Below are 21496 nucleotides of genomic sequence, written 5' to 3'. Positions count from 1 at the left end.
TTAGGCTGGGTGCCGTGAAGTCATGGCCCGAACCTCAACTGCCCCGTCTGACCAGCACCGGCAAGGTGCCTACGGTTTTTGATACGAGCACACGCAGCCCGCGCAGGCTACGCGGATCCAAGCAGACCGCTCGACTCTACGTCTGCGGCATCACCCCCTACGATGCGACGCACCTCGGGCACGCCTCCACCTATGTGGCCTTCGACCTGCTCAACCGGATCTGGCGCGATGCGGGACTCGAAGTCGAGTACGCACAGAACACCACTGACGTCGACGATCCGCTGCTGGAGAGGGCCGACGCCACGGGAGTCGACTGGCGCGAACTCGCCTCGTCGCAGATCGATCTCTTCCGAGAGGATATGGAAGCCCTGCGGGTGATCCCGCCGGCGAACTTCATCGGCGTCGTCGAATCCGTCGACGAGATCGCCGCCGGCGTCCGCGATCTCGTGGACAAGGGGGCCGCCTACACTCTTGACAGCGGTGACGTCTACTACCGTGTGTCGACGCAGATCACCCCACCGTTCGGCACAGTCAGCCATGACGACGCCGAGACCATGGCAGCGCTCTCGGCCGAACGCGGCGGTGACCCCGAGACTCCGGGCAAGGAGAATCCCATCGATCCGCTGCTGTGGCGGGCCGAACGCGAAGGCGAACCGTCCTGGGACGGAGGCACACTGGGCCGGGGACGACCGGGCTGGCATGTCGAATGCACTGTCATCGCCGATCGGTATCTCGGCTTCCCCGTCGACGTGCAGGGAGGCGGCAGCGACCTCATCTTCCCTCACCATGAGATGAGTGCCGCCCATGCTGCTGCCTGGCGGGACACACCCATGGCGAAGACCTATATGCACACCGGAATGGTGGGCCTCGACGGCGAGAAGATGAGCAAGTCCAAGGGCAACCTCGTCCTCGTCTCGAAGCTGCGCGAGCGCGGAGTCGACCCCATGGCCATTCGCACCGTGATCCTGTCCAACCACTACCGCAGCGACTGGAGCTTCACCGAGGACCAGTTGTCCATCGCCGAAGCACGTCTGCAGGCATGGAAGCATGCGGCCAAATGCGAATCAGAATGTCGCCAGGGTCTGCGTGAGCACATCATCGGCCTGCTGCGCGAAGCACTCACCGATGACCTCGACAGCCCGCGGGCTCTGGGGATCCTCGACGAATGGGCCGAACACTACGCGGACTCCGAACCCTCGGAGACAGCAGCCATCACCGGCGACCGAGTCGCCGACGCCGTCGACGCCCTGCTGGGCATCCGCCTGCTCGACTGACATTGCTCGACCGACAGCTCTCGGCGTTCACCGCCTGACCACCGGGAGTCGGCGATTCACTTATCGCGGCCGCGTTTGCGTAGATAGCGTTCGAACTCGGCCGCGATGGCATCCCCGCTGGCTTCGGGCAGCTCCGTCGAATCGTTCTGCTTCTCTAGTGCTTGGACGAGTTCTGCCAGCCGCGGGTTGAAGGAGACGAGTTCGTCGGCGCCGAGCTCCCATGCCCGACTCTCCTCTTCGAGCACGTGGATGTCGATTTCGATGCCGGCATAGCGTTCGACGGCCTTCGCCAACGCGAGTTCGGCTTTCGGCGACGGCGACTCGGCCAGATAGTCCGGCACTCCCACCCACAGATTGATGGCGCGGACCCCGCGCCACCGGCAGGCGACGCCGAGGAGACCGAGAATGCCGATGGGACCCTCATAGCCGTTGGCGTCGATGCCGAGCTCGGACGCAATCTCTGCGTCCTCCGTGTTGGCCACCACCGGCAGCGGACGTGTGTGCGGAACCTCGGCATGGAGACCGCCGAGGAGGATGACGGTATCGTCGTCACCGACGTGAGCGAGGACGAGGGAGAGGAACTCCCGCCATTTCAATCCCGGTTCGTGACCGTGGATGACCGTGATCGGCTGCTCGCCGAGGAGACCTCGATGGACCGCGACACCCGGCCAGGCGATCGACGCCGTCCCGTCCTCGTCGCGGATGATCTCGGGTTCGGAGAAGCGGAATTCGTAGAACCCATCGGTGTCGAGGATCTCGGAGTCGTCCAGGTGCCAGACCTCGATGAGATCCTTGACCAGTGAGCTCGCCGCTTCGGAAGCATCGGCATCCTGACCTTCGAAGGCGATGAAGACGAGTGCCCCGGACCCGGATGGAAGAATACTCATAGTTCCAGACTACGCTGGGCGTATGACGAACCATGCATCAGCCGACCCAGCAGCCGTCCTGTGGGACATGGACGGAACCCTCGTCGACACCGAGCCGTATTGGATCCGCGCCGAGACCGAGCTCATGAACGCCCATGGGCTGTCCTGGTCGGAAGAGCAGGGGCTCGAATTCGTCGGCAACGAGCTCATCGTCTCCGCCCGAATGATGCGTGAGGCCGGCCTCGACCTTCCCGCCGAGGAGATCGTCGAGACCCTGATGGGCAACGTCATCGGGCAGATCCGAGAATCCGTGCCCTTCCGCCCCGGTGCGCTGGAGCTGCTGGCCGAACTCAAGACCGAAGGCATCCCGAACGTCATGGTCACGATGTCGTACCGGCCGCTGGCCGAGGCGGTCATCGCCAATTGTCCGCCCGACAGCTTCGCGGGTCTCGTCGCCGGCGATGAGGTGACCGCCGGCAAACCGGATCCCGAGCCCTATCTGCGGGGTGCTGCGCTGCTCGACCTCGACCCGGCCGACTGTGTGGCACTGGAGGATTCGAAGCCGGGTCTGGCCAGCGCCGAGGCGGCCGGCACCATTGCGATCGGAATCCCGCATTTCATCGACCTCGAACCTCGTCCGGGGCGGATCCTGTGGAACAGCCTCGAAGGTCGCAGCGTCGCCGATCTGCGACGCCTCCGTGCGCAGCAGAGCGCCTGAGCTCTACGCTCCCACGATCTTCGTGATCTCCGGAGTCGGGGGAGCAGTGTTGCCCCACGCCGGGCACAGCGGCTTGAACGTGCACCAATTGCACAGCGGTGACTTCTTCGGCCGCCACCGGTCCGACTCGGCCGAGGCGATGATGTCCTTCCAGATGGCATCGATCTCGAACTGGGTCTGTTCGACCTCCGCCATCGTCGGATGAGACTTCAGCACGCTGCGCGAACCCAGGTACATCAGCTGCAGGGTGTGGACGAGCTCGCCCGAGAGCCGGTAGACGACGAGAGCGTAGAAGCCCATCTGGAACTTGGCCTCTCGTCCGTACTGAGGTTTCGGCTGCTTGCCCGTCTTGTAGTCGACGAGGCGCCGCTCCCCACCCGGGGCGACGTCGACGCGGTCGATGAACCCGCGCAGCTCGAGACCGCTGTCCAGTGTGGTGCGGACGAACTTCTCCGTCTCCTCCGGTTCGAGATGCTCGGGATACTCGAGCACGAAGTAGGAATCGATGAGCCGACGCGCCGATGTGAAGAACGTCTCCTTCTCCGATTCGCCCTCGAAGATCTCGAGCACATCCGGGTCCTTCTCGACAAGCTCCTCCCACGCCGGCATGAGCATCGTCTGTGCGAGCTCCGCCGTGCGCTCGGCCGCCGGCGCGGTGAACAGCTTCTCGAGCACCGCATGGACCACAGTGCCGCGGAACGCCGCCTGAGAAGGCGGCTCCGGCAGCTTGTCGATGCTGCGGAAACGGAACTTCAGAGGGCATTGGATGAAGTCGTTGGCCCGGGAGGGCGACAGACTGGTGAGCTCGGCCATAACTCCACTGTAACGACCTGCACGGACACGACGTGGCGACCAGCGATGAGTGCGTCGTCGCTGTTAGGCTGAGTAACCGACCCTCAGTGGTCAGCTGACCACGACATCGACCGGAGGACCCCCTTCAATGGCCGCGAAAAACCACCACCCCGGTGCGTCATCGGGTCTGCGCTTGGGCACTGTCCTCGGCGCTCCGGTGATTCTGGCGTGGTCGTGGTTCCTCGCCGCCATCGTGATCACCATCCTCTTCACCCCGTGGCTCAACCAGGTCCGCCCGGATCTGGGGATCGGGGCGTGGTTCGTCGCCTTCGCCTATGCGGTGCTCCTCTTCGCCTCCGTGTTCCTCCACGAACTCGCGCACGGAGTCGCCGGCCAGTTCTACGGGCAGAAGGTCGCCGCGATCGAGCTGAACATCTGGGGTGGGTTCACCCGCTTCGAGCCGCAGATGGACAACCCGCGCGACAAAGCGGCGATGACGAGCTTCGTCATCTCCATCGTCGGCCCCATCGTCAACATCGTTCTCGCTCTGCTGGGATGGTGGTGTCTCAGCGCCGCCAGCCCCACCTCGGTGCCGTGGCTGCTGCTCATCGCCGTCACCTTCGCCAACGTCGCCCTCGGTGCGATCAACCTGCTGCCGGGCATTCCGCTCGACGGCGGCTGGGCGCTGCAGGCGATCATGTGGCGCATCACCGGTTCGCAGTTCCTCGGCACGATCGTGGCCAGCTGGGTCGGCCGGATCATTGCCGTCGGCTTCATCGGCTGGTCGGTCATCACCCCGCTGCTCCGCGGTGATCGGCCGGAACCGCTGACCGTGGCCTGGATGTCGCTCATTGCGATCATGCTGTGGTTCTCCGCCGGAGATGCCGCCACCCACGCCAAGCGGGCCCGGAAGATGGAGACCTACGATCTCGCCCAGGTCATCCAGCCCGCGATCGCCGCCACCTGGGATGCCGACCTGGCCGACACCCTCGACTATGCGAACACGCTCGGGAATGCGAAGGAACGCACCCTCATCGTCGTCCTCGACCAGAAGGGGCTGCCGTACGGTCTCGTCGACCGGCACGCCGCAGCCGGTCGCCTCGCCGAAACCCTCGAAGCGGTTCCCGCCGGCGAGGTCGCCCGCCCTCTGGCCGGGTGGATCGGAGTGCCGAAGGACATCACGGCCCCGCACCTGCTCGAATCGCTCACCCACCGCCCCAAGGCGCAGTTCAGCCTGGTCATGGACGGCAACACCCTGGTCGGAGTCATCGACCTGCAGGAATTCTTCGACGAACTCCTCGCAGCCTGAGCCGGTTGTGTGAGGCAATCCTCACCAGCGTAGAGTGGACTCATCATGACTCAGCCACTGCATTCCCGGCCCCCGCGCGTTCTGAGCCGCGGAGAGAAGGTCCAGCTCACCGACCCCAAGGGGCGGATGCACACCTTCGTGCTCGCCCCGGGTGAGCACTTCCACACGAACAAGGGCCTCATCAGCCACGACGACATCATCGGGCGCACAGAAGGAATCATCGTTGCGAACACCGGGGGAGTCGACTTCCAGGTCTTCCGCCCGCGCTACGAGGACTTCGTGCTCTCCATGCCCCGCGGCGCCGCAGTCGTCTACCCGAAGGATTCGGGACTCATCGTCACCCTCGGCGATATCTTCCCCGGCGCCACCGTGGTCGAAGCCGGCGTCGGATCCGGAGCCCTGTCGATGGCGCTGCTGCGCGCCGTGGGCGCGACGGGATCCGTGCACTCGTTCGAACTGCGTGAGGAATTCGCCACGATCGCGGCCGGAAACATCGCCGACTTCTTCGACGGCGAACCGGACAACTGGTCCGTCACCGTGGGCGACCTTGCCGATACTCTGCCGCAGACCTTCGGGCCCGGCAGCGTCGACCGCGTCGTCCTCGACATGCTCACCCCCTGGAACACGCTCGAGGCCGTCAGCGAAGCCCTGACACCCGGTGGAATCGTCATCGCGTATGTCGCCACCGTCCCGCAGCTCTCACGCTTCGTCGAAGCCCTGCGCGCTTCCGGCAAGTTCGCCGAACCCGAGTCCATGGAGGCCATGGTCCGCGGCTGGCACGTCGACGGACTCGCCGTCCGGCCGGACCACCGGATGATCGCCCACACCGGGTTCCTCATCATGGCCCGCCGAATGGCCGACGGCATCAGTCCGCTGGAGAAGAAGAAACGCCCCCAGGGAGCCACCGCGGCCGCGGAGGATGTGGCGGCGTGGACGGAGCCCGAAGTCACCGAGGCGGCGATCGGCACCCGCACCGCGCACGGCAAGAAGCTGCGCCGGGTGATGCGAGATGCCGGCAGACGCCTGCGCACCGAGCCCGAGGGCTCCGCAGATGCGCAGCCCACAGATGTCACAGACAGCCCGACCAGCAACAGCACAGGGCCGAAGGAGGATCGATGACAGAGACCACGACCGAAGTGAAGAAGCTGCGCGAGGACACCGCGTCCCTGCGCCAGCAGCTCTACACGGCGGGCAAACGCAATGAAGCACTGTCGAAGACTCTGCGCACGGCCCGTGATGAGCTGAACCGGATCAAGGAAGAGGCTCGGCGCCTGACCGAGCCGCCGAACAACTGGGGCACACTCATCGCGCTCGGCGAGAACGCAGTGACCGCCGATGTCATCGTCGGCGGACGACGCATGCGCGTGGCCGTCGCCCCCGAAATCGAACCCGAGACGCTGCGAGCCGGAGCCGATGTGCTCCTGTCCGAAGGCCTCGTCATCATCGGCACCGGCGAGTTCCCACCCGTGGGATCGGTCGTCAACGTCCGTGAGTTCGTCGACTCCCAGCGCATCCTCGTCGGAGCTCCCGGCGATGACGAGCAGGTCTTCACCCTCGCCGCCGGCCTCGTCGACGCAGGACTGCGCGTCGGCGATGCCGTCATCGTCGACACCCGGACCCATTACGCGCTGCAGGTCGTCGAGAAGCCCGAGGTCTCCTCGCTGCTGCTCGAAGAAGTCCCCGACATCACCTACCAGGACATCGGCGGACTGGCCGACCAGATCGAACAGATCAAGGATGCCGTCGAACTGCCCTTCGAACATCCCGAGCTCTACACCGAACACGGACTCAAACCGCCCAAGGGCATCCTGCTCTACGGCCCTCCCGGCTGCGGAAAGACGCTCATCGCAAAGGCCGTGGCGAACTCCCTGGCCGACCGCACCGGAAAGGTCCGCACGAGCAAGACCTACTTCCTCAACATCAAAGGTCCGGAGCTGCTCGACAAGTACGTCGGCGAAACCGAACGTCAGCTGCGCCTGATCTTCGCCCGGGCACGCGAGAAGGCGTCGGCCGGCTTCCCCGTCGTGGTGTTCTTCGACGAGATGGAATCACTGTTCCGCACCCGCGGCACCGGCAAGTCGTCGGACGTGGAGACGACGATCGTGCCGCAGCTGCTCACCGAGATCGACGGAGTCGAACAGCTCGACAACGTCATCGTCATCGGTGCGTCGAACCGAGAAGACCTCATCGACCCCGCGATCTTGCGCCCCGGCCGGCTGGATGTGAAGATCCGCATCGAACGCCCCGACGCCGAAGCGGCCCGAGACATCTTCGAGAAGTACCTCACCGCAGAGCTGCCCCTGCATTCGAGCGTGCTCGCCGGCCACGACACCCCCGCCGAGGCGGTCTCGGCACTCATCGACAGCTGTGTCGAACGGATGTTCGCAGAGACTCCGGAGAACGAATTCGTCGAGGTCAGCTACGCCGACGGGTCGAAGGAAATCCTCCACTTCTCGGCCTTCGCCTCCGGCGCGATGATCCACAACATCGTCGACCGCGCGAAGAAGGCGGCAATCAAATCGCTGCTCGACACCGGCGAGCGCGGCCTGCGCCCCGGCCACTTCGAGGATGCGATCGCCGAAGAGTTCAGCGAACACGAAGACCTGCCGAACACGACGAACCCCGACGAATGGGCACGGATCTCCGGGCGCAAGGGTGAACGGGTCACTCATCTGCGGATGATGCACCTCGACACGACCAGGGGAGCCCCGACAGTGCCGTACGAGACCGACATCGCCGAGGTGCGGCCCAACTCGGACCTCGTCTGAGAAGGGTCCGGTAAGAACGACGAGCCCGCCGCTTCCGTCAGCTGACGGAAGCGGCGGGCTCGTCTCGTTACCGGCCGTGCACAGTGCCGAAGGGGAAGATGCTCAACGGCTGCGCTTGCGGCGGCCCGAACCCCCGGAGACGGCCGTGGCGATGAGACGCCAACCGACCAGAGTGATGAGATTGAGCGACGTCGCGACGATCATAAAGCTCACCGGCACCGACCCCGGATCGCCGCCGGCTCCGGTGACCCCGCGCAGGACGAGTCCGACGAGGACGGTGATAGCCCAGACCCCGGTTCCCGTGGCCAACGGAGCGATCGGCCGATCCCAGACGGCCGTGAGCAGCCAGGCGATGACGAGGGCTGCGACGAACGGCCACGCTGTGGTCATCAGCCCCTGCGGATCGAAATTGTGAGAATGTGTGTAATGACCGACGATCGTGAACAGAACCACGAGGATGAGGTCGACGATCAGTGCGATGGGGAGATGAGATTTCTTCGTTGCCACGTCCCCGAGTCTAGACCTTGGAGGAGAATCAGATGCTCAGAGTCAGGCGCGTCATGGGAGCCGAGACGGAGTTCGGCCTCAGCCAGCCGGGCAATCCGCGAGCGAACCCGATGCGGGACTCGGCGCGTGTCGTCGACGCGTATGCCGGGCCGCGCGGACTGAAGTCGTCCCAGAACTTCTGGGACTTCGCCACCGAGTCTCCATTGGCCGACGCCCGCGGCTTCTTCATGAACATCGCCGACGCCGACTCCTCGCAGCTGACCCATATCCCGCAGGACGACGTCGAAGCCCAATACCTGGCGAACGTCGTCACGGAGAACGGTGCCCGCTACTACGTCGACCACGCTCATCCCGAGTACTCGTCCCCGGAAGTCCTCACTCCACGCGATATCGTCACCTTCGACCGGGCCGGCGACCTCGTCGCCCTCGAATCGGTGCGGACCCTCGAGAAGAGCGCGGAACCGGTCAATCTGTACAAGAACAACACGGACTCCAAGGGAGCCTCCTACGGAACCCATGAGAACTACCTCGTCGACCGGTCCACGGACTTCGACGACATCGTCGCGGGCCTCGTCCCGTTCTTCGTCACCCGGCAGATCCTGTGCGGATCCGGACGGGTCGGCATCGGTCGCGAAGGCGAGGGCAAGGGCTTCCAGATCTCGTCCCGCGCCGACTTCTTCGAAGCCGAAGTGGGGCTCGAGACCACCCTGCGCCGTCCCATCGTCAACACCCGGGACGAACCACATGCCGATCCCGCGAAATACCGCCGGCTGCACGTGATCATCGGCGACGCCACCCTGGCGGAGCCTGCGACGTTCGTCCGCTTCGGTTCGACCTCCCTCGTCCTCGGACTCATCGAGGCCGGGCTGGCACCGCAGATCGAACTCGCAGATGCCCTGCAGGCACTGTGGGACGTCAGCCACGACCTCACCCTCAGGGCTCCGCTGGCGCTGAGCGACGGTACGACGACAACGGCATTGGAGATTCAAGAAGCCTTCTACTCCGCGTGCCTCGAACACGCCGATGCCGAGGATGCCGAAACTGCCGAGGTGCTCGCCGAATGGCGTCGATTCCTCGATGGGCTCTCGACCGACCCGACGACCCTGGCCGACTCCATCGACTGGGTCGCCAAATGGGTGCTGCTCGAGAGCTACCGTTCTCGTGAGGGAATCGACTGGGACCATCCGAAGCTGGCTCTCATCGACGTCCAGTACCACGATGTGCGCCCGGAGAAGGGGCTGTTCCACAAGCTCGAACGAGCTGGCCGCATCCGTCGGATGACCACCGACGCCGAGGTCGAAGCCGCCGTGGTCAACGCTCCAGACGGGACCCGCGCGTTCCTGCGCTCCGTGGCGGTCAGCCGCCTCGGCGAGGATCTGGTCGCCGCCAGCTGGGATTCGCTCGTGGTCAACGCGGGAGCCCTCGGTGTGGTGCGTCTGCCCATGCACGAACCGCTCAAAGGCACCCGTGAGCTGCTTGCCGATCGGGTGGAGGGAATCGAGACCGCCGAGGGCCTGCTCAAGGCACTCGGAGTGGATAGACTGAGTTCGAAGAACGACTGAAGGAGTGTGAGATGAGCTCGCAGGAACAGGTCCAGAGAGACAAATCGTCCGGTGGGGGAGACGCCCCCGTCGATCCGCCGGAGGCCGTGCAGGGACAGATCAACACTCAGAACGTCGATTCCATCCTCGACGAGATCGACGGTGTGCTCGAGTCGAACGCGGAGGAGTTCGTCAAGAACTTCGTGCAGAAGGGCGGCCAATGAGATGGCAGGATTCCCTCCTGCATTCTTGAGTTCGACGAGCAATTCGTTCGTCGAACTCGCCCGCTCCTCGGCGCCCGAAGCGCTGCCGCACCCCGGTGTGCGGGATCTGGCCGAACAGTCCCCGGAAGGCACGACGATCATCTGCTTCCGCACCGCCTCGGGCATCCTCATGGCCGGTGACCGGAGAGCGACGATCGGCAACCTCATCGCCTCGCACTCGATGGAGAAGGTCAAAGCCGCCGACGACTACTCCGTCATCGGCATCGCCGGCACTGCCGGGGTCGCACTCGACCTCATCCGGCTCTTCCAACTCGAACTCGAACACTACGAGAAGATCGAAGGCGCCCGTCTCTCGCTCAACGGCAAAGCCAACCGCTTGGCTGCGATGCTGCGCGGAAACCTCGGGCTGGCGATGCAGGGACTCACCGTCGTCCCGCTGTTCGCCGGAGTCGACGAATCCAAACCGCAGGGTCAGATCTTCAGCTTCGACGTCACCGGCGGAAAGTACGAAGAGCACCGATTCCACTCCATCGGCTCCGGTTCCGGTTTCGCCCGCGGGGCGCTGAAGAAGCTGTGGCGGGCCGACCTCGACCACGAGCAGGCGATTGGGGTTGCCGTCGAAGCCCTCTTCGACGCCTCCGACGACGACTCGGCGACGGGCGGACCGGATTTCGTCCGGCAGATCGCCCCGACGGTCTTCACCGTCGACCTCGAGAACGGGGTCACCGAGGTCGATTCGGCCACCGTCTTGGACACCGCCACCGAGGTCGTCGCCCGCCGCACGGCCACCGCCCGGTGATGACTGCGGCACCGTTACCGCGAAAGGACCGTCGATGAGTCAGGCACCGTTCTACGTCTCACCCGAACAGCTGATGAAGGACCGGGCCGACTTCGCCCGCAAGGGCATCGCCCGCGGCCGATCCGTCGTCGTCATGCGCTTCGACACAGGCATCCTGCTGCTGGCGGAGAACCCGTCACCGACGCTGCACAAGATCGCTGAGATCTACGACCGCATCGGCTTCGCCGCCGTCGGCAAGTACAACGAATTCGAGACCCTGCGCCAAGCCGGAGTCCGCTACGCCGACCTGCGCGGATACTCCTACGACCGCACCGACGTCACCGCCCGCGGACTGACGAACGCGTACGCACAGACGCTGGCCGGCGTCTTCACCACCGAGTCGAAGCCGTTCGAGGTCGAACTCGTCGTCGCCGAACTCGGACTCACACCGGAGACCGACCAGCTCTACCGGCTCAGCTACGACGGATCCGTCATCGACGAGACCGAACATGTGGCCATCGGCGGTCAGGCCGATGCGATCACGGCATCCCTGGCCGGGGTGCGCAGCTCGCAGATGTCTCTGCGCGAAGTATTCAACCACGGTGTGACCGCACTGGGAGCCGCGACCCAGGCGATCCTGGCCACCGACGCACTCGAGGCAGCCGTCCTCGACCGCACGACGACGAAGCAGCGGACCTTCCGCCGCCTCGACGACGCGGCGATGAGCGCACTGCGGGAGGACTGAATGGCACGCATCTACGGGCTCGAAACCGAATACGGACTCGCCCACACCGCCGACCCCGACGGACGTCGCATCGGCCCCGAGGAGATCGCCCGGTATCTCTTCCGTCCTGTCGTCGAATGGGGCCGGTCGTCGAACGTGTTCCTGCCCAACGGGTCGCGCCTCTACCTCGACGTCGGATCCCATCCGGAGTATGCGACCGCCGAATGCGATGATCTCGGGGACCTGCTCTCCCAGGACCGAGCCGGCGAAGGTCTGATGATCGACCTGCTGGACAAGGCCCAAACCGCGCTAGAAGTCGATGGCATCGGCGGACGCGTGCACATGGTCAAGAACAATACGGACGCGGCAGGCAACTCCTACGGGTCCCACGAGAACTTCCTCATCCGCCGTACCCTCGACTTCAACCGGCTGACCACGGTCCTGCTGCCCTTCCTCGTCTCGCGTCAGCTGCTCGTCGGTGCCGGAGCCGTGATCCCGCGCCGTTCGGCCTTCACCCCCGATGAGGAAGCCGACCGCTCGGAGATGATGTTCGGCCTCTCAGCTCGGTCCGACGTCATGTGGGAAGGACTGTCATCGGCGACGACACGGTCGCGTCCGATCATCAACGCCCGCGACGAACCGCACGCCGATGCGGAGAAGTACCGGCGGCTGCACGTCATCGTCGGTGATTCCTCGATGTCGACGGCCACCTCGGCGCTGAAGATCGGATCCGCAGTCCTCATGCTCGACCTCATCGAACAGGGCGCACGGATCCCGGAGAACGGGCTGCGCCACCCGGTGCGCGATATCAGGCTCGTCGCCCGTGATCTCACGGGACGGGTCGTGCTCGAACGCACCGACGGAACCACGACGACTCCGCTGGGACTGCTCGGCGACTACCGGGATCGGGCACAGCGGATCGTGGAGTCCGGGGAGCACAGCCTCGGCGATGATGATCTGGCCCACTACGTCATCGACCTGTGGACGCGGATGCTCACCGCCGTCGAATCGCAGGACTTCTCGACCGTGGACACGGAGATCGACTGGGTGATGAAACGCACCCTCATCGAACGGTCGCTGCAGCGCGGAATCACGGATATCGCCGATCCGCGCATCCACCGACTCGACATCGCCTTCCACGACATCACGCCCGCGACGGGGCTGTTTCCCAAGCTCGAGGCCGCGGGAATGGCGAAGAGTCTCGTCCCCGCCGAGGCAGCCGAACGATCGAAGGACGTACCGCCAGCGAGCACACGGGCGGCGATCCGCGGCGAATTCGTCCGCGCAGCCCATGCGGCCCGTCGCGACTACACCGTCGACTGGGTGCACCTGCGCCTCAACGACGAATCCGGTCGAGCCGTCGCACTCAAGGACCCGTTCGCCACGACTCACCCGCAGGCGGAAACACTCATCGCGGGCCTGTAAGATCGCCCTGTGATTCGGTCGAGCCCCTACCCGGGCGCGGCCTCGGCGTGACGAAAGGAAACCAGTGCGCACCAAAGTGCTCAGCGCCATCGCGGCGGGCCTGTTGCTGCTCTCGGCCTGCGGGCAGGGTGATGAGTCAGAGGACTCGACCACGCCTCCGCCGTCGGTGGCCGCTCAGGACGCGAAGTCGACCAGCCTCGACGACATCACCGTCGACGGCAAGATGGGGAAGAAGCCCAAGGTCAGCTTCGAAGCACCGCTGGTCATGGACAAGACCGAGAAGAAGGTGCTCAAAGAGGGCACCGGCGACAAGGTCGCCGACGGCGAGCAGGTCACGGCACAGATGACGCTGGTCTCCGGGACGACCGGCAAGACCGTCGAATCCAGCTACGATTCGGACTCCGCCGCCGGATTCCCCATGGACAAGTCCCAGATCTCCGAAGACCTCTACAACGCACTCATCGACGTCAAGGTCGGTTCCCGCGTGATGATGTCGCTCAACGGCAGCGCCCAGCAGGGGGAGGCGTCGCAGACGCTCGTCTACGTCATCGACATCGAGGACACGAAGAAGCCGCTGACTCGCGCCGAGGGGAAGAAGGCCGATCAGTCGGACAACCCTGTGACCGTGAAGTGGGGCGACGACGGCGCCCCATCGATCTCGAAGCCGAAGGGCAAGAAGCCGACCGAGCTCGAGTCGTACACGACGATCGAAGGCAAAGGCGACGAGGTCAAGAAGGGCCAGAGCGTCGCCGTGAAGTACTCCGGCTGGCTCTGGGACGACACATCGAAGACCTTCGACTCGAACTGGAAGAAGGACGGACAGCCCTTCGTCGTCGCCCCGGTCGGCGAGGCCCAGGTCATCGACGGCTGGAACGAGGGGCTCGTCGGCAAGAAGGTCGGCGACCAGGTCGTCCTCGTCGTCCCGCCGGACAAGGGGTATGGCAAACAGGGCAGCGAACCGTCCATCCCAGGTGATGCGACCCTGATCTTCGTCGTCGACATCCTCTCGGCCCAGGGCTGAGAACGTCCGATATCTCAACAGAACCGACACCAGGAGGAACACATGAGCAAGCAGAAGCCCGAAGTCGATTTCCCCGGCGGGGACGCCCCGACCGAGCTCATCATCACCGATGATGTGATCGGCACCGGCGCCGAGGCGGGACCCGGCGACACCGTGAGCGTGCACTACGTCGGAGTCGCCCATTCCACGGGCGAGGAATTCGACGCCTCGTACAACCGCGGCACCCCGCTGGAGTTCCGCCTCGGATCCGGAATGGTCATCTCCGGCTGGGACCAGGGCATCCAGGGCATGAAGGTCGGCGGACGCCGCACCCTGCAGATCCCACCGCACCTGGCGTACGGCGATCAGGGCGCAGGCGGAGTCATCCAACCCGGAGAGTCGCTGATCTTCGTCTGCGACCTCGAGAACGTGCGCTGAGACTCAGCCGGATCATCAGCACACGCTGATCCTGACTGAGACGGCTGTGGCCGGGTTCTTCGGAACCCGGCCACATCTGTCTTCGCCGACGCGGAGGGGGATTCTGAGGAGATCAGGCGCTGACCTGTGTTCGACGCGGTCAGCGGCGCGCGAGCCCGGCGGCGCAGCGTCCAGCGGCGGCCGCTGCGAGGAACGACGCAGCATCGGCGGGCAGCTTCCTGCCCATTGTCGACAGACCCACAGGTGAGGTGCGCAGCGCTTCCCACAGCCCCATCAGATCGATGTCGACGAGATCATGCTTCCGGAGTCGATGCAGCTGCTCGGCCACAGTTTCGGCGACGACACCGGGATCCGGGTCCATCTCGGCTCGTTCCGCCTCGGTGAGGGTGGAGAAATCGGGCACCGGTACGGTCATCCCCGGTCGTGCGATCTCACTCAAGGGCGTCAGCGAATGATGGGAGATACCGAAATGGCGGCCGCGGGCATCGGCGTTCGACATCCGCAGCAGACCGATCGGATGCCCGCCGAGCAGAGCGGCGGCATTGAGGTGCTCTCCGGTGACCAGTCCCGAATAGCCGTACTTCGTGCCGGTGCCCAGGTTCCCTGGCCCCTGAGCGACGATGGTGATATCGGCACCCATCACGTGTTTGGCCGCGAGCAGTCCCGTGTGGATGGTCACCGCTTCGAGATCTCCGCCCCAGGCCTGACCTGTGCTGATCACGCCCTGAAGCCAGCCGGCGTCCTTGAGTCCGGCGACGGCCTGAGAGAACGGGGCCGGCAGAGCCGCACCATCACTGAGCACATAAGCCACCGACAACGACGGGTCGACGGCGCGAATGCCGGCAAGTACCGCGGGCAGAGCCGAATGCAGATCGGCCACGACCACCGGCATGCCACCGAGGCTGTCCGCCTCGGCGAGGGTGGAATGATGCTGCGACTCCTGATCGTCGACGCCGAGGACCATCGTCTGCAACGGCGAATAGCGGTCCTTGACCAGATGACCGGGGCCGTCCGGGGGATCTGCCGGCAGCGCATCGGGTAGGGCGACGATGAGACCGAAGCCACCGGTGCCCAGGCGCTTCGCAAGAGCCGAGACATTGACGATGACGGTGTCCCGGTTCTGCGGTTGCCCGACGGCATCGGTGTAGGCGACCGCTCGGATGGATCTCACATCGGTGCCGGGCACGGCCTCGTCCAGTTCGACCTCGACCTCTGTGTATCCTGGCCGGGTGGAGCGAATCGCTGCGACGATTCCTTTGCGCCAATGAATCATGGTCCCAAGACTATCGCCCGGCTTAGGTTACGGTGGAATCGTGAATACACCCCGCACCAGCAGACAGAGACAGCAGACCGAACGTCTGATGAATCTGCTGATCGCCCTGCGCGCTTCCCGCGGCTGGGTGTCGCGCAAGACGCTGATGAGCGCCATCGACGGCTATTCCGGACTCGACGAGGTCGCCTTCGATCGCAAATTCTCTCGCGACAAAGAGCTGCTGCGGCACATGGGCATCACCATCGCCACCCGGGCCGAACACGATGCCTATGGCGATGCGGGGGAGACGGGGTATCGGATCTCCACCGCCGACTATGCGATGGGCGACGTCGATCTCACCCCCGCCGAGGTGGCTGCCGTGACCGTGGCCGCCGCGTTCTGGGCGGAGACCGAACTCGGGGAGTCCTCGGCTCAGGCGCTGACGAAGCTGCGTGCTCTCGGCATCGACCTCGGCCAGTCCGCCGCCGGACCGGGAAGCGTCGACCCGGGCACCGCCGCGCACCGGCTGGCCAGCGCGAACTTCGCCACGGCCCTTCACCACATCAACGCCCGCGAAGCCGTCGGCTTCCGCTACCACAAACCCGGCCAGAGCGTGAGGAAAGTGCGTCTGGAACCCTATGCGCTGCTCAGCCGCGGTGACCGCGTCTACCTCTTCGGCTTCGATCTCGATCGCGAAGCTCGCCGCACCTTCCGGCTCTCCCGTGTTGAGGGAGGGATCGCGAAGCTCAGCGGCCGTGAACCCGGCGACTATGAGATTCCCGAGGACTTCTCCCCGCAGCTGGCGCTGCAGTCGAGTTCCGAGATGGCCGTCGTCGCCGAGGCGACGATGCGCATCCGTGCGCACCGGGCCGATCCGCTGCGCCGTCGACAGATCCGCAGCGACGGAGACGACGTGATCATCGGGTATTCCGATGTCGAGGGCCTCGCCGCTGAGATCGTCGGCTTCGGGGACGCCGTCGACGTGGTCGATCCGCCCGACCTCGTGCGTGCCGTCGACCGCCGACGCGAAACGATTCGGGACTCGCTCAACCGCTTGGGAGGCACCAGTGTCCTCAGCGCGTGAACGCCTCACCCGGCTGCTCAGCCTCGTGCCCTACCTCGACGCGCATCCGGGAGCGGACCTCGAAGAGACCGCCGCCTATTTCGGCATCGACTCCGACACCCTCATCGACGATCTGCAGCTGCTCTTCGTCACAGGTCGACCCGGACATATGCCCGATGATCTCATCGACGCCTCCTGGGAAGGCGGGCAGATATTCATCTCCAACGCCGAAGAGGTCTCCGTGCCCGTGCGGCTCAGCGCCGAGGAAGCCGGCGTCCTCGTGCTCGCGCTCGATATGCTCTCTTCCCTGCCCGGACTCGATTCCGAAGCCGTGGCCACAGCAGCATCCAAACTGCGTGTGGCGGCAGGAGAGAACCTGCGCACCGCCGTCGACGTCAGCCCCATCGATGCCGACGAAGAGCTGCTGACCGCACTGCGACAGGCTGTCGAAGAAGGCACGGCGATGAGCATCGACTACTACGTCGGCTCCCGCGACGAACTCACGACCCGGACCATCGCCCCGACCCGGCTCGTACCTGGTGCTGACTGGTACGTCGATGCCTGGTGCTACTCGGCCGGAGCACCCCGCCGCTTCGCCCTGGGGCGCATCCGTTCCTGGGAACCGGCAGCGCATCCGCCGATGTCGGTCAGTGAGTCGACGACGAGCTCTTACGAAGTCACCCTCGGTCTCGGGGCCGCGGGAGCATGGCTGGCAGATGAACTCGACGTGACGAATCGCGAGTACCTCGACGGCGGTGACACGAGCGTACGCATCCGCCTGCTCGTGCATTCGGTGGATTGGCTCAGCCGGTTCCTGCTCTGCCATGCCGATGTCATCACCGAGATCGACGACACCGAAGCCGTTGCGGCCGCCCTGCGCAGGCTCGGCTGAGACGAAGACCGCGCCCGGATGTGGATGAAAGGCTCAGCCGCAGCGCGTAGAATCATCCACAGCATCAACAATCCAAGGAGCTCCCCATGAGACCAAGTTTCGTGCAGATCGCGATCGTGATCCTCATCATCGTGATCATCTTCGGCGCACCCAAACTGCCGCAGCTGGCCCGAAGCCTGGGACAGTCGATGAAGATCTTCAAGTCCGAAGTCAAGGACCTGCGCGACGACGACGAATCCGGCAAGACCACCGAGCCGGGAGCGCTCAACCAGAACTCCTCGACCGATTCCACCACGGCCACCGGTGAAACCACTGGTACCGAGGAGTCGCGGCGAGAGAAGCAGGACCCGCAGTCTCACGAGAAGTGAAAGAGAACAGCCAGCGGAAGCCATCTCGATCACGGAAGAGCAATCCTGAGAAGAAGATGCCCGTCGTCGGGCACCTCGTCGAGTTGCGCAATCGCGTCATCATCTCCGCCATCGCCATCGCTCTGGGCGCGGTGGCAGGCTGGTTCCTCTACGACCCTGTCCTCGACATCCTCCAAGAGCCGATCCGGACGATCCGTGACAACGGCGGACGGATGGCCGAGATCAACTTCGCCGGAGTCGCCTCTCCCTTCGACCTGAAGATCAAACTCTCGTTCTTCATCGGTCTCTTCCTCTCCTGCCCCATCTGGCTCTATGAGGTCTGGGCCTTCATCGTCCCGGGACTGAAGCGCAAGGAGAAGCTGTACTCCCTCGGTTTCCTCGGGGCAGCGATTCCGCTGTTCCTGGCCGGGTCGACCATGGCGTTCTTCGCTCTGCCCAATGCGGTGAAGGCACTGACCTCGTTCACCCCCGAGGGCGGCACGAACATCATCCCGGCACAGGACTATCTGAGCTTCGTGATGATCATCATCGTCGTCTTCGGACTTGCGTTCGTCCTTCCCGTGCTCATGGTGGGACTCAACATGCTCGGAATCCTGTCGGCGGAGAGGATCAAGAAATCGTGGCGCATCATCGTCATGCTCGTCTTCCTGTTCGCCGCGATCGCCACCCCGACTCCGGACGCCATGTCCATGTTCTTCCTCGTCATCCCCATGATGACCTTGTTCTGTCTGGCGTGGGTGATCTGTGTCTTCAATGATCGCCGACGTAAGAAGCGCCTCATCGCGCAGGGCCTGTGGGTCGACGAGGATGAACTGACCGACGAAGAGAAGAATGACTGACCCTACGCCGCTTTCGACCGACGCTTCTGCCGATGAACCGCTGAGCCCCTCGGCCGCCTATGCCGACTTCAAGGAGCGTGCGGAATTCGCCCGCACTCCCTTGGGACAGTTCATGGAGCGCACCGAGTTCGCCCTCGATGACTTCCAGATCGAAGCCTGCAGTCATCTGCAGGACGGCGAGGACGTGCTGGTCACAGCGCCGACCGGTGCCGGCAAGACGCTCATCGCGGAGTTCGCTGTGGAATTGGCCCGCGGCGAGGGCAAACGGGTCTTCTACACGACCCCGATCAAGGCGCTGAGCAATCAGAAGTTCAATGACCTCGCAGAGGTCCACGGGGCGGAGAACGTCGGGCTGCTCACCGGCGACACATCGATCCGCCGCGATGCGCCGATCATCGTGATGACCACCGAAGTGCTGCGCAATATGCTCTACAACGACGTGTCTGGTCTCTCGGACCTCGGCTTCGTCGTCCTCGACGAAGTCCACTACCTCGCCGACCGATTCCGCGGACCGGTGTGGGAAGAGGTCATCATCCACCTGCCGGACCGAGTGCAGATGGTGTCTCTGTCGGCGACGGTGTCGAATGTGGAGGAGTTCGGGGCCTGGCTGCGTGAAGTCCGGGGACCGACGACGATCGTGTCCACGAGCCACCGGCCGGTGCCGCTGGTCAATCACGTCCTGGTCGGCCACCGGATGTACGACCTGTTCACGCACAGCGATTCCGACCGCATCGATCCGGCACTCAACCACGCCACTCGGACACACGGGGGACCGCGGTCGAAGCGCGCACGTGCCACCCGTGCCCGATTCCGCCGTCCCAGCCGCACTCAGGTGGTGGCATCTCTCGCCGAGGCGGCCATGCTCCCGGCGATCATGTTCATCTTCTCCCGCAATGGCTGCGATGAAGCCGTCGAACAGTATCTGAGCACGGGCACCGATCTGAACTCTCGGGAGGAGAAGACGATCGTCAATGCCGCCCTCGAGTCGCTGCGCGACGATCTCGCCGACGAAGACCTCGGCATCCTCGGCTATCACACCTTCCGTGAGGGTCTGCTGCTCGGAGTTGCTGCGCACCATGCGGGGATGATCCCGCAGTTCAAACAGCTCGTCGAGGAGCTGTTCTCGCAGGGAATCATCAAGGTCGTCTTCGCCACGGAGACGCTGGCGCTGGGCATCAACATGCCTGCGCGCACCGTCGTGCTCGAAAAGCTCGTGAAGTTCAACGGCGAAGCACATGTGATGATCACCCCGGGGGAATACACCCAGCTGACCGGACGAGCCGGTCGCCGCGGAATCGACCGCATCGGCCATTCGGTCGTGGTCTGGCACCCGACCATCGAGGTCAGCGAGCTGGCAGCCTTGGCCTCGAACCGTTCCTACGCACTGAATTCGGCGTTCGGGCCGACCTACAACATGACCGCGAATCTGCTGTCGCGAATGAGTTCGGACGAGGCAGCCAAGGTGCTCGAGACCTCCTTCGCCCAGTTCCAGGCCGATAAGGCCGTCGTCGGCCTGGCCCGGAAGGTGCGCAAGAACGAAGCCACGATCGAGGCGTACGAGAAGTCCATGCACTGCGACCTCGGTGACTTCTCCGAATACGCCGGACTGCGCCGGGCGATCTCGGATACGCAGAAGCAGGAGACCCGGACGAAGTCGCGGAACAGGCAGCGCGACATCGTCGAATCCCTCACCGCTCTCAAGATCGGCGATGTCGTGACGATGCCGGCCAAACGGGTCGGCGGACGCGCAGTCATCATCTCTCCGATGAGCAACAAGGACGGTGTCTCACGACTGCCCACCGTCCTCACAGAGCAGGGCAAGGTGTGGCATCTGCGACCCCACGAGGTGACCGAACCCGTCGCCTCTCAAGGGCGCGTCCGAGTACCGAAGAAGTTCAACCACCGGCAGGCAGGCGACCGCAGGCAGCTGCTGTCCATCCTCGAATCCGCCGTTGCCGACGGCAGGGTCGATGCGGAAGCCCATTGGGAATCGACCCGAGAGCATCAGGGGGAGAGCACCACTGTCGCCGAGCTCCAAGCGCAGATGCGGGCACATCCCTGTCACGACTGCCCGGACCGGGAACTCCACGCCCGGTGGGCCAACCGTGCGGACAAACTCATCCGGGAGAACGATTCGCTCATCGCCCGGATCGAAGGCCGCACCACCTCGATCGCTCTGGTGTTCGACCGAGTCCAGGATGTGCTGCGCGGGCTCGGGTTCGATCCCGAGCACTCGACTATGCTGCGTCGGATCTACGGCGAACGGGATCTCCTGGTGGCACTGACGATCCGCGCCGGATTGTGGGACAGACTCAATGAGCCGGAACTTGCGGCCTTCGCATCGATCTTCGTCTTCCAGTCGCGCAGGGACACCCTGACCGCACATCGGGCTCCGAGCCCCGACCTCAAGGCTGTCTGCGACGAATCGGAGACGATCTGGCGTCGGCTCTTCCACCTCGAAGAACAGCATGCTCTGACCACGACTGACGAACCGGACCGTGGGCTGATCAGACCGATGTACCGGTGGACAGAAGGCAGAACCCTGTCGGAATCACTGCGGGGCAGCGATATCGCCGCCGGTGACTTCGTCAGATGGGCCAAGCAGAGCCTCGATCTGCTCGGTCAGGTCGCGGAGGTCATCGACGCGGAGACCGCAGTGCGCGTTCGTCGCACCATCGAAGCCATTCGTCGCGGAGTCGTCGCCGACTCCTGAGCGTC

The 21496-nt window shown here is 64.7% G+C and carries 21 protein-coding genes; 17 read left to right on the top strand and 4 right to left on the bottom strand.

The genetic code is table 11. The features are described from left to right. The first annotated feature begins 14 nt into the window (after positions 1-14). Positions 15-1274, top strand: coding sequence for a cysteine--1-D-myo-inosityl 2-amino-2-deoxy-alpha-D-glucopyranoside ligase (mshC, locus tag ACOZ9V_RS09560; protein WP_434589487.1), 1260 nt, complete (start codon positions 15-17; stop codon positions 1272-1274). 56 nt (positions 1275-1330) lie between these two features. On the opposite strand, the gene ACOZ9V_RS09555 is transcribed toward mshC, so the two are convergent. After that, positions 1331-2161, bottom strand: coding sequence for a proteasome assembly chaperone family protein (locus ACOZ9V_RS09555; RefSeq protein WP_434589484.1), 831 nt, complete (start codon positions 2159-2161; stop codon positions 1331-1333). A 22-nt stretch (positions 2162-2183) separates the two neighbouring features. Between ACOZ9V_RS09555 and ACOZ9V_RS09550 the strand changes: the two genes are divergently transcribed. After that, complete coding sequence (locus ACOZ9V_RS09550; protein WP_434589481.1) at positions 2184-2858, top strand: HAD family hydrolase; 675 nt, start codon at positions 2184-2186, stop codon at positions 2856-2858. A 3-nt stretch (positions 2859-2861) separates the two neighbouring features. Here the strand turns inward: ACOZ9V_RS09550 and ACOZ9V_RS09545 are convergent, their stop codons facing one another. Then, entirely contained in the window at positions 2862-3671 is an 810-nt protein-coding gene (locus tag ACOZ9V_RS09545; RefSeq protein ID WP_434589479.1) for a RecB family exonuclease, read from the bottom strand. 127 nt (positions 3672-3798) lie between these two features. Between ACOZ9V_RS09545 and ACOZ9V_RS09540 the strand changes: the two genes are divergently transcribed. Genes ACOZ9V_RS09540 through arc form a run of 3 tightly spaced genes read left to right on the top strand, consistent with a single transcriptional unit; the run spans position 3799 to position 7727 of the window. After that, positions 3799-4959 carry a site-2 protease family protein gene (locus ACOZ9V_RS09540; RefSeq protein WP_434589476.1) on the top strand — a complete coding sequence of 387 codons (1161 nt, stop codon included), beginning with the start codon at positions 3799-3801 and terminating at the stop codon, positions 4957-4959. A gap of 45 nt (positions 4960-5004) precedes the next feature. Beyond that, positions 5005-6078: a tRNA (adenine-N1)-methyltransferase gene (locus tag ACOZ9V_RS09535; protein WP_434589474.1), complete on the top strand. Its 1074-nt coding sequence runs from the start codon at positions 5005-5007 to the stop codon at positions 6076-6078. Beyond that, positions 6075-7727 carry a proteasome ATPase gene (arc, locus tag ACOZ9V_RS09530; protein WP_139467234.1) on the top strand — a complete coding sequence of 551 codons (1653 nt, stop codon included), beginning with the start codon at positions 6075-6077 and terminating at the stop codon, positions 7725-7727. The genes ACOZ9V_RS09535 and arc overlap by 4 nt, the downstream gene beginning before the upstream one ends. Positions 7728-7829: 102 nt before the next feature. On the opposite strand, the gene ACOZ9V_RS09525 is transcribed toward arc, so the two are convergent. Further along, entirely contained in the window at positions 7830-8234 is a 405-nt protein-coding gene (locus ACOZ9V_RS09525; RefSeq protein ID WP_139467233.1) for a DUF3054 domain-containing protein, read from the bottom strand. 32 nt (positions 8235-8266) lie between these two features. On the opposite strand from ACOZ9V_RS09525, the gene dop reads away from it, so the two are divergent. From dop to ACOZ9V_RS09490, 7 genes are all read left to right on the top strand, one after another. After that, complete coding sequence (dop, locus tag ACOZ9V_RS09520; RefSeq protein WP_434595329.1) at positions 8267-9796, top strand: depupylase/deamidase Dop; 1530 nt, start codon at positions 8267-8269, stop codon at positions 9794-9796. Positions 9797-9807: 11 nt separating this feature from the next. Then, a complete protein-coding gene (locus tag ACOZ9V_RS09515) occupies positions 9808-9999 on the top strand; it encodes a ubiquitin-like protein Pup (protein ID WP_025778371.1) in 192 nt (63 codons plus the stop codon). A gap of 1 nt (position 10000) precedes the next feature. After that, positions 10001-10798 carry a proteasome subunit beta gene (prcB, locus tag ACOZ9V_RS09510; protein ID WP_434595324.1) on the top strand — a complete coding sequence of 266 codons (798 nt, stop codon included), beginning with the start codon at positions 10001-10003 and terminating at the stop codon, positions 10796-10798. A gap of 34 nt (positions 10799-10832) precedes the next feature. Continuing rightward, the gene (prcA, locus tag ACOZ9V_RS09505; RefSeq protein WP_434595321.1) at positions 10833-11522 is read left to right on the top strand and encodes a proteasome subunit alpha; all 690 of its coding nucleotides are present in this window, start codon (positions 10833-10835) and stop codon (positions 11520-11522) included. Continuing rightward, complete coding sequence (gene pafA / locus ACOZ9V_RS09500) at positions 11523-12926, top strand: Pup--protein ligase (protein ID WP_139467229.1); 1404 nt, start codon at positions 11523-11525, stop codon at positions 12924-12926. Between the two features lie 64 nt (positions 12927-12990). Then, positions 12991-13947, top strand: a complete 957-nt coding sequence (locus ACOZ9V_RS09495) for an FKBP-type peptidyl-prolyl cis-trans isomerase (protein WP_229663925.1) — start codon at positions 12991-12993, stop codon at positions 13945-13947. A gap of 42 nt (positions 13948-13989) precedes the next feature. Further along, the gene (locus ACOZ9V_RS09490; RefSeq protein ID WP_025778366.1) at positions 13990-14364 is read left to right on the top strand and encodes an FKBP-type peptidyl-prolyl cis-trans isomerase; all 375 of its coding nucleotides are present in this window, start codon (positions 13990-13992) and stop codon (positions 14362-14364) included. Between the two features lie 139 nt (positions 14365-14503). On the opposite strand, the gene ACOZ9V_RS09485 is transcribed toward ACOZ9V_RS09490, so the two are convergent. After that, a complete protein-coding gene (locus tag ACOZ9V_RS09485) occupies positions 14504-15637 on the bottom strand; it encodes a DUF3866 family protein (RefSeq protein ID WP_139467228.1) in 1134 nt (377 codons plus the stop codon). A gap of 40 nt (positions 15638-15677) precedes the next feature. Between ACOZ9V_RS09485 and ACOZ9V_RS09480 the strand changes: the two genes are divergently transcribed. The 5 genes from ACOZ9V_RS09480 to ACOZ9V_RS09460 all read left to right on the top strand — a co-directional run bounded on the left by ACOZ9V_RS09480 (position 15678) and on the right by ACOZ9V_RS09460 (position 21491). Continuing rightward, on the top strand, positions 15678-16700 hold the full coding sequence (locus tag ACOZ9V_RS09480) for a helix-turn-helix transcriptional regulator (protein ID WP_434595316.1): 1023 nt from the start codon (positions 15678-15680) through the stop codon (positions 16698-16700). Further along, on the top strand, positions 16684-17571 hold the full coding sequence (locus tag ACOZ9V_RS09475) for a WYL domain-containing protein (RefSeq protein ID WP_139467227.1): 888 nt from the start codon (positions 16684-16686) through the stop codon (positions 17569-17571). Before ACOZ9V_RS09480 ends, ACOZ9V_RS09475 begins: the two co-directional genes overlap by 17 nt. A gap of 86 nt (positions 17572-17657) precedes the next feature. Next, positions 17658-17939, top strand: coding sequence for a Sec-independent protein translocase subunit TatA (gene tatA / locus ACOZ9V_RS09470; protein WP_139467226.1), 282 nt, complete (start codon positions 17658-17660; stop codon positions 17937-17939). Then, positions 17936-18778, top strand: coding sequence for a twin-arginine translocase subunit TatC (gene tatC / locus ACOZ9V_RS09465; protein ID WP_308423766.1), 843 nt, complete (start codon positions 17936-17938; stop codon positions 18776-18778). The genes tatA and tatC overlap by 4 nt, the downstream gene beginning before the upstream one ends. Next, positions 18771-21491, top strand: coding sequence for a DEAD/DEAH box helicase (locus ACOZ9V_RS09460; protein ID WP_139467225.1), 2721 nt, complete (start codon positions 18771-18773; stop codon positions 21489-21491). The genes tatC and ACOZ9V_RS09460 overlap by 8 nt, the downstream gene beginning before the upstream one ends. The last annotated feature ends 5 nt before the right edge of the window (positions 21492-21496 follow it).

Source organism: Brevibacterium sp. 1718 (assembly GCF_051131255.1).
Classification (GTDB): Bacteria; Actinomycetota; Actinomycetes; order Actinomycetales; family Brevibacteriaceae; genus Brevibacterium; species Brevibacterium sediminis.
This window is presented reverse-complemented; position numbering and strand designations above follow the sequence as displayed.